Origin of the sequence: Thermosediminibacter litoriperuensis (assembly GCF_008124715.1) — a bacterium.
GTDB lineage: Bacteria > Bacillota > Thermosediminibacteria > Thermosediminibacterales > Thermosediminibacteraceae > Thermosediminibacter > Thermosediminibacter litoriperuensis.
The window spans coordinates 1-8042 of record NZ_VNHO01000048.1; the positions used below are offsets into that span (position 1 = coordinate 1).

Here is an 8042-nt window from a genome sequence, read left to right on the forward strand (position 1 = left end):
GGCTATGTTCCTTTGGACCGCGAAGGGGCGCAACTGCTGTTTCAGGTGATTTCGGACTGCTATGAACGTCGCAGTGTAGTAATTACCACTAACCTGGAATTCAGCCGCTGGGCGAGCATTTTCTACGATGAGCAGATGACAGCAGCAATGATTGACCGACTAATACACCACAGTTACCTGTTGATCTTTGATGGTCAAAGCTACCGGATGAGGCAATCGCTCATGAGGCAATTAAGTTAACATAAAAATTCCCCACCGGTGCCTGGGGAAAAATCTTTGCAAAAATGGGGAATTTCCTCTTGCAAAAAACAATATGATTCATAAAAACAAAATAGCCTCTAGGTCTCCACTGCCTACCGCTCTCGCCTTATCTGAAATAATATAGCAATTTTCTACAATACCGGTAGTGTCCACATCCCCTATTTTTAAGCCTAAATGTACTTCATAACCATCTCTTATAATCCCCTTAAAACGCCGTTAATCTTTGCCTTTACTTCTATATCATCTATAAGAGCTACTGTGTCGCATTATGAAACTATACTTCCTATATCCTATCCTTCAAAATTCTTATTTTCCCTGAAGCCGGGGCATGTATAACCCTTTCCAAAGCATAACCCATTATTTTTCCTGGAATTCCTGTGTTTTCCTCCGCCCTGCCCTTTAATATTACTTTAGGATCTTTAGCAAGTTTGGCTTTGACTCCTTCTACTTCTTATTCCCCATCATATACAGCTTCAGAAAAAGAAACCTTCCTCCTTACCGAAGAAGGTTTTTCTATTTCTGCCATAAAACCAGAATTAAATAAGCGGTGGGCTATACCGACGCTATATTCCCCGTCCGTGGTTTTTCCTCCCCCTCCAATTGCGAAATCATTTCTTCATCTTTTAAATTCAAAGCTCTACTTAAGTTCATAAGCTCACTTCAATATTTAAAAGGGCGGATTAATCCGCCCTTTTAAATCATTTATTACTCAAAGCGGTTTCCTCATACTTATTTTTATTTTTAGGCAATATTTGATTCAAAACAACCCCAACAATAGCGGCAAGTCCCATCCCACCTATCTCAAAGCTATTCCCTATTTTTATCATAGCACCGCCTATTCCTAAAACCAATACAACGCTTGCAATGATTAAATTCCTCGAATCAGTAAAATCAATATCGTTTTCTACTACAGTCCTTACACCAATACTTGCTATCATTCCAAACAATACTATTGAAATGCCACCGATTACAGCATTTGGTATTGTACTTATCGCAACGCTTAATTTTTGAACGAATGATAGTAAAATAGCGACAATGGCAGCTATCCACATTACCTGAGGTTTCCAGACCTTCGTAAGAGCAAGAACCCCTGTGTTTTCAGAATATGTAGTTTTAGGAGGTCCACCTAAAAATGCTGAAATGATAGTGCTTGTTCCATCGGCAAACATTGTTTTATGAATACCTGGATCTTTTATAAAATCTTCCTCCACAGTCGCGCCAATGGCTAATATATCCCCTACATGTTCTACAAGCGGTGCAATAGCAGCAGGAGCAATAATAGCAATAGCAGCTGGATTGAATTTAGGAAATGCTATTTGAGGCATTGCTAACCATTTTGCATTGTATATTGGTGTTAAGTCTACTACTCCCATTATAAGTGATACAACATAACCCACTGATAGTCCAATTATTACAGGTATTAATTTGATTATTCCTTTACCGAAAATATTTACGATTATTACGGTAATTAAAACTATAAATGCTATAGTCCAATTTGTGCTGGCATTTTGAATGGCTACCGGTGCTAAAGATAATCCTATTACCATAATAATCGGTCCCGTAACTATAGGTGGAAATATTTTTTCTATGAAATCCGGTCCTAATTTATAAATGAAAAACGACATTACTACGTATAAAAGTCCTCCAGCTATGACACCACTTAAGGAATCAGCAACACCATATTTTTGTACAACAATTGCCAAAGGTGCTATGAAGGCGAAGGATGACCCCAGGAAAACGGGCACCCTTCCCCTTGTAACAAAATGAAACCACAAGGTACTGATTCCAGCAGTTAGCAACGAAACTCCCACGTCAAAACCAGTCAATATTGGAACAAGAACAGTTGCACCAAACATGGTAAAAGTATGTTGCAAGCCTAATATCAGCAGTTGATAGAAGGGTAGATAATCTCCTGCTCTAATTGGCCCCCTTTCAACTGCTCTAACTTCTTTTTCAGGAATTGCCATTTACGTCCCTCCTAAATTTATTATCATATTTACAGTTTTTTATTTTTTATTAAATTTTTATATATTCTGTTTCTAAAATCCCGCTTCTTTTAAAGCCCTCCAAATTCTTTCAGAAGTTAAAGGTTGGTCATTAATATTAACACCTATTGCATCGTAAATAGCATTAGCAATCGCTGCATTAACGCTGATCATAGGATGTTCTGCAACACCCCTTGCACCAAAAGGACCATCAAGCTGTGGTGTTTCAACAAAATCGACAACAATCTCATCCGGGATATCTTTAGCAGTTGGTATTTTGTAATCTGTAAATGAACTGTTTAATAATTTTCCATCTTTGTTATAAATATAACCTTCAAACAATCCTGTTCCTATACCCTGAATAACTCCGCCTTTTACTTGACCTTCGGTTAAAAGTTTATTTATTACCTTACCAACATCAAAAACAGAAGCTATCTTTTTTATTGTTAAGTCACCTGTTTTAATATCTATTTCTATCTCAACACCATGAGCACCATAGGTCCAGTCTATAGCAGGTAATCCTTGACCCGTTTCGGGATCTAAATTTGTTAAGCCTTGAGCGATATACTTGCCCCTCCCAATAATAGGTCCGCCTATGGCATTCCCATTTGGATAGACATATCCAAGAGCTAACTGTTGATATGTTACAAATTCGTCGGGATTGTGCTTTATATAAACTTTCTCCTCTCCAATTTCTAATTCGTCTTTAGGCGCCCTTAATACAGCAGAAGCAACTTCCTTCATTTGATCAATCATATCATCACAAGCTCTAATTACTGCATTGCCACCCATAAACAAGAAGCGGCTTGCTACAGTCTGCCAATCGTAAGGATTAGTTTTTGTATCGCAGTCCCATACAATATTAATCTTCTCTATGGGCATTTTTAGAGTTTCTGCAGCGATTTGTGCGAGGGCAGTATAGGTGCCTTGTCCCATATCTGTACCTGCTATAATTATGTTTACGGTTCCATCATCGTTAAATTTCGCAACTGCAGAACATGATGTAAAGGTAGGCATAGCAGGTGCCTTGTGAAGTACAGCTAACCCTTTTCCTGTAATTTTACCTTGTGCTATCTCGGCTTTCCTTTCTTCTTCGGTCTTCTTCGTGCCCCAGACAATTTCTTTAGCAACTGATTCCAAGCATTTGTCTACTCTTCCCGTATTTTCTCTTATTTTTTCTCCTGTTATTGTAATGGATCCTGGTTTTAGTAAATTTTTCATTCTAAACTCATAAGGATCCATTCCAAGCTCATGGGCAATTATATCCATCTGTCTTTCTATAGCCCACATAAACTCAACATGCCCAAAACCACGATATGCAGTTCCGAATACATGGTTGGTATAAATGGTGTAGGAATCTAATTTAACATTTTTAATATCATAGGGCCCTGCGCCTGAATAGCCAGCTGCTCTGCCAATATTCACTCCATAATCGGCATAAGCACCAGCATCCCAGTAATAAGTAATCTCTTGGGCTAAAATCCTTCCTTCTTTAGATACTCCCGTCTTAATCCTTGCTACCAATGCCTGCCGGCAGGGTAAAGTATTAAATTCTTCTTCTCTTTTAGCCACCAGTTTAACTGGCCTTCCTCCAGCTTTTTTCGAAAGTAACGCCGCAAGAGGTTCTAAGTGAATACCGGCCTTGCCTCCAAATCCACCTCCAAGATAAGGCACTTCTACTTCGATTTTAGCAACAGGAACTCCCAAAGTATTACTCATTAAATTTCTAACAGCAAAGGGAGATTGTGCAGATGTGCAAACCTTTATTTTATCGTTAGGAAGCCATTCAGCAATAACTGCGTGGGTTTCCATTGGAACATGGGCAACCTGAGGCATTGTGAATTCATTTTCAATTATTTTGTAAGACTCCTTAAAGCCCTTTTCAACATCACCTTTTCTCAGTTTATGATGATTTGCAATGTTAGTACCAGGTACGGGATGGAATACACCTTTCATGTATTGATAAGATCCCAAATCTTCATGTATAAGGGGAGCACCCTCTTTTATAGCTTCGACAGGATCAAATACAGGAGACAATAATTCATATTCAACATCTATTAATGATACCGCTTTTTCCGCAATTTCTTCGCTTACTGCTGCAACTGCTGCAACGGGCTCTCCTTGATATCTAACCTTCCCCTGTGCTAATATATCTTTATCCCTAAGATAGAGTCCCTGTTTATAATTTAATTCTTGGCCTGTAAGTACAGCTTTTACCCCCGGTAGTTCTTTGGCTTTGCTTACATCAATCTTTTTAATTTTGGCGTGGGCATGAGGACTTAGTTTCATTTTAGCATAAAGCATACCAGGAAAAGACAAGTCGTTTACATATTTCGCTATCCCAGTAACTTTTTCAAAACTTTCTATCCTGGGTATTCCTTTTCCAATATAAGTGTCCATCATTCTATCCTCCCCTCAACGACATCTTTAATGGCATCAATAACAGGGAAGTAACCGGTGCAACGGCACAAATTTCCAGCAATTGCTTCCTTGATTTCTTCTTCCGTAGGATTAGGATTTCTATCTAAAAGAGCCTTTGCTGACATAATCATCCCTGGTGTGCAGAATCCACATTGAAAAGCTTGATGCTTTATGAAGGCTTTTTGGATCTTAGAAAGTTCTCCGTCCTTTGTAATTCCCTCAATCGTAATTATTTCGGCTCCATCAGCCTCAACAGCAAGCACCAAACAAGAATTGACAGCTTTCCCATTCATTATAACCGTGCAAGCACCGCATTCACCAGCGCCGCAACCCTCTTTTGTTCCTGTTAAAGCCAAATCTTCCCTCAAAAACTGAAGGAGAGTTTTGTTTTCCTTAACATTGACTGTATGTTTCTCACCGTTTACGGTTACGGTAATTTCTTTCACTTTTTTCACCCCTTCCTACATTATTTCATTAACAATTCTTTCAATAAAGACCTCCAGCATTGCGCGCCGGTATTCAGCTGTTGCCCTTATATCAGTTATAGGATCAATTTCATTGAATACTTTTTCTTTACTCAACTGAACTGCTTCTTGTTTGCTAATACCTTTCACATCCACTTCAATCAATTTTGGGGTAACTGCACATGCCCCTATGCCAAAGTATAAATAATCATCCGTTCTCCAGCCTGCTACTCCTACGATGGATAGGTCATGTCCCTTGATTCTCGACTTTTTGTAGTATTTGCCGTATCCGTCTTTAACGGGTACATTTAAACCCACTAAAATTTCATTCTGTTTTAATATTGTCCTTTTTACTCCCACAAAAAAGTCTTTCAGAGGTACCTCTTTTAATCCATCATTACCGTAAATAACCGCTTTTGCCTGTAATACTAATAGTGGTGGCGCCATATCAGCAGCCGGAGATGCATTGCAAAGATTGCCCCCAACAGTTGCCCTGTTTCTAACCTGATAGGAAGCTAATACGCTGCCGGCTTCTTTTAAAATAGGATATGTTTGCGCAATCCTTTTATCTTCCACCAATTCGTTTATTGTTACGGTAGAACCAATAAATAGTTTATCGTTTTCAAAACGTATCCCCTTTAATTCCTCTATACCTTTAATATCTACCAATACCTCAGGTGCAATAACCTTATTTCTCATATTTACTAATAAATCCGTTCCACCTGCTAATACCTTACTGCCTGGCTCACTTAAAGCCTGTACAGCCTCTTCACTGCTATTTGGCTTAACATACTCAATAGGCTTTATCAAAATAGCCCTCCTCTCGCTCTATTTTAATTTAAAACAGAATAATTTTTCTATTAATTTTCTTCTATTAAAAACAAACAACACCTTTAGTAAATGTATACAAATATTAATCTCGATCAAGTCCAAATATTTATGTAAAAATCCCTCTGGCTAGAGCCAGGTGTTTCTATCTCCACCGCTTGACCATTTTACCGCTTCCGGCCCCTTAGGATACACTATCGCCGACTTTGCCTGCCCTAACACCGGGGGCCTCGGTCGGTTACGAATAGTTGCCGGTGGTGTACCCCCATCCTCGCAGAAAGGCAGAGGGAAGCCTTAAATTGCCCCTAAAGGCAAAAGAATACCTGTCTAAATGCTGTCAAGGCCTTTCGCAGCATAAACGGGAACGCTCCCGCCAGAGCGGCCCCTCCCATTTATTCCATGACACTTGAGAATAAAGAGGCTCTTGCTTTGTTTTTAATTTACAAAATGCTGCTAAAGGAAAATCGCCTTTAGCAGCATTTTGTCAAATTCCTTATTATTATATAACTCCTGATGCTTTGAGCCTAGCCAGTTCTTCATCCCCGATGCCCAAGAATTCTTTCAATACCTCTTCTGTATGCTCTGCCAAAATCGGGGCAGGACCGATTTTCGGATTTTCGCTAGCAAATTTGATAGGACAACCTGGCATTTTTATCTCGCCTGCTACCGCATGACGAACTTTAACAATCATATCCCTCGCCAGTACCTGCGGGTGCTGTACAACCCTGTCGATGGTGTTTATCGGAGAACATGGGACTCCCGCATCTTCTAAGATCTTTATCCACTCTTCTACTGTCTTTGTTTTTATGATATCGTCGAGGATCTTTTTCATTTCGTTGTAATTCTGCCCGCGAAGCTGGTTTGTTCTGAACCTGGGATCGTTCGCGAGCTCTTCTTTCCCTATAGCCCTGCACAATTTTGCCCAGAGTTCATCATTTCCCGCCGCAATAATTATGTCACCGTCTTGCGCCTCAAAAGATTCAAAGGGAAAAATGGATGGATGACGATTCCCTAATGGTTTTGGCAGCTCACCGGTAACTTCGTAGCGAGCAATGGCATTTTCCAAAAGGGCGACGACGCTGTCCAGCATGGCCACATCTACCATATCTCCCTCTCCAGTAACCTGCCTCTTTACTAGCGCGGCCAGCACACCGATGGCGCAGAACATACCCGTCGCTATGTCAGCTATAGAAGCTCCCACTCGGGTAGGTTTGCCTCCGGGAAAACCGGTAATGCTCATGAGACCTCCCATGGCTTGTATAATCGCATCGTAGGCAGGGCGTTCCCTGTACGGACCGGTATAACCGAAGCCAGAGGAGGCAGCATATATAAGCCTTGAGTTTATTTTTTTCAGGACATCATACCCTAATCCCAGTTTTTCCATGGTTCCCGGCCTGAAATTTTCCACAACGACATCAAAATGCTTTACAAGTTCCTTAAAAATCTCCTTACCTTCGGGACTCTTCAGGTTAAGGGTTACACTTTTTTTGTTCCGGTTTATACTCATAAAGTAAGCGCTTTCACCGTTTACAAAGGGCCCGAATTCCCTTGAGTCATCGCCTCTGCCAGGTCTTTCTATTTTCACCACATAAGCCCCTAGATCCGCAAGGATCATACCACAGTAAGGCCCCGCCAGAACTCTTGACAGGTCAAGTACTTTTATTCCCGAAAGAGGCAACATTACACATTCTCCTTTCCATTTTTTATATTGTTAATTAATTTTTTCTATAATTACCCCCCGTACATCGAAAGCAGCACGCCAGCGGCGATGGCAGACCCTATGACGCCGGCTACGTTGGGACCCATGGCGTGCATCAGTATGAAGTTGCCGGGCATTTCTTCCTGGGCCACTTTCTGGGATACTCGGGCGGCCATGGGTACCGCCGACACTCCGGCAGAACCTATTAAGGGGTTTACCTTCCCGCCGGTCAAAAGATACATCAGCTTGCCGAAAAGCACTCCGCCCGCAGTGCCGAACGCAAAGGCTATCATCCCGAGAATTATTATTTCTATGGTCTGGATCCTGAGGAATTTATCGGCGCTGGCAGTGGCTCCCACGGTCAGGCCTATAAATATGGTTATT

General features: G+C 40.8%; 7 protein-coding genes. 1 reads left to right on the forward strand and 6 read right to left on the reverse strand.

The window, feature by feature from the left end; genetic code table 11:
- A partial coding sequence (locus LZ11_RS11860) for an ATP-binding protein (protein ID WP_170240386.1) occupies positions 1–240 on the forward strand: 240 nt, incomplete at its 5' end.
- A gap of 719 nt (positions 241–959) precedes the next feature.
- On the opposite strand, the gene LZ11_RS11870 is transcribed toward LZ11_RS11860, so the two are convergent.
- From LZ11_RS11870 to LZ11_RS11895, 6 genes are all read right to left on the reverse strand, one after another.
- Positions 960–2228 (reverse strand): uracil-xanthine permease family protein, encoded by a 1269-nt coding sequence (locus LZ11_RS11870; RefSeq protein ID WP_148868077.1) that lies wholly within the window; start codon positions 2226–2228, stop codon positions 960–962.
- Between the two features lie 72 nt (positions 2229–2300).
- A complete protein-coding gene (locus LZ11_RS11875) occupies positions 2301–4649 on the reverse strand; it encodes a xanthine dehydrogenase family protein molybdopterin-binding subunit (RefSeq protein WP_222927268.1) in 2349 nt (782 codons plus the stop codon).
- Positions 4646–5113, reverse strand: coding sequence for a (2Fe-2S)-binding protein (locus LZ11_RS11880; RefSeq protein ID WP_246110815.1), 468 nt, complete (start codon positions 5111–5113; stop codon positions 4646–4648). The genes LZ11_RS11875 and LZ11_RS11880 overlap by 4 nt, the downstream gene beginning before the upstream one ends.
- A gap of 15 nt (positions 5114–5128) precedes the next feature.
- Positions 5129–5941 carry an FAD binding domain-containing protein gene (locus LZ11_RS12820; RefSeq protein WP_148868079.1) on the reverse strand — a complete coding sequence of 271 codons (813 nt, stop codon included), beginning with the start codon at positions 5939–5941 and terminating at the stop codon, positions 5129–5131.
- 517 nt (positions 5942–6458) lie between these two features.
- On the reverse strand, positions 6459–7640 hold the full coding sequence (locus LZ11_RS11890; protein WP_148868080.1) for a CaiB/BaiF CoA transferase family protein: 1182 nt from the start codon (positions 7638–7640) through the stop codon (positions 6459–6461).
- Positions 7641–7690: 50 nt separating this feature from the next.
- Positions 7691–8042 (reverse strand): sodium ion-translocating decarboxylase subunit beta (locus tag LZ11_RS11895; RefSeq protein ID WP_148868070.1); only part of this gene is annotated, 352 nt, incomplete at its 5' end.